Source organism: Pseudomonas sp. I2 (assembly GCF_040984075.1).
Classification (GTDB): Bacteria; Pseudomonadota; Gammaproteobacteria; order Pseudomonadales; family Pseudomonadaceae; genus Aquipseudomonas; species Aquipseudomonas guariconensis_B.
The window spans coordinates 1-429 of the sequence record NZ_JBCGFQ010000177.1 but is presented as its reverse complement, the minus strand read 5'-3'; the positions used below and the strand labels follow the sequence as shown (position 1 = coordinate 429).

The 429-nt window shown below is 45.7% G+C and carries 2 protein-coding genes; both read right to left on the bottom strand.

What is annotated here, in order from left to right; all coding sequences use genetic code 11:
• Positions 1 to 116 (bottom strand): helix-turn-helix domain-containing protein (locus WCE05_RS26140; protein WP_142675321.1); only part of this gene is annotated, 116 nt, incomplete at its 3' end.
• On the bottom strand, positions 116 to 307 hold the full coding sequence (locus WCE05_RS26135) for a Rop family plasmid primer RNA-binding protein (RefSeq protein WP_055314556.1): 192 nt from the start codon (positions 305 to 307) through the stop codon (positions 116 to 118). The genes WCE05_RS26135 and WCE05_RS26140, both read right to left, overlap by 1 nt.
• Between the last annotated feature and the right edge of the window lie 122 nt (positions 308 to 429).

The following is a 429-nucleotide window of genomic DNA, read 5'->3' as shown; positions in this document are numbered from 1 at the left end:
TTCCCGTGCTTTACAACAGAGGTGTAACTTAACTTACCACTGTTAATCATCTTGTAAATAGTAGGGCGACTAACCTTAACAAGCCGTGCTGCTTCACTAATAGACACTCTGGCCATCAGTTACCATCCTGTAATGCATCCAGTCTCAAGGACAGTGTACGGAAAAGATGCTCCGCATCATCGTGGAGTTTCTCACAAAGGTCGGCCTCTACATCGAGATCAAGCTCGTTAAGCTTCTCCAGCAGGAGCAGAGACTGATTCTGGATGAATTTAGCCATGTTCAGCGCTGTTTTCTGTTGTTTCGTCATAAGAGGCCTCAGAGCGTCAGTGCTCAGTGTAAAACCGGTAAGGGGGTCGGATGTACGAATGGTTCAGAGAACGGATCTGAGGTAATCCTGTAGTTATTTTGTAGTTTATCTGTAGTCATCGC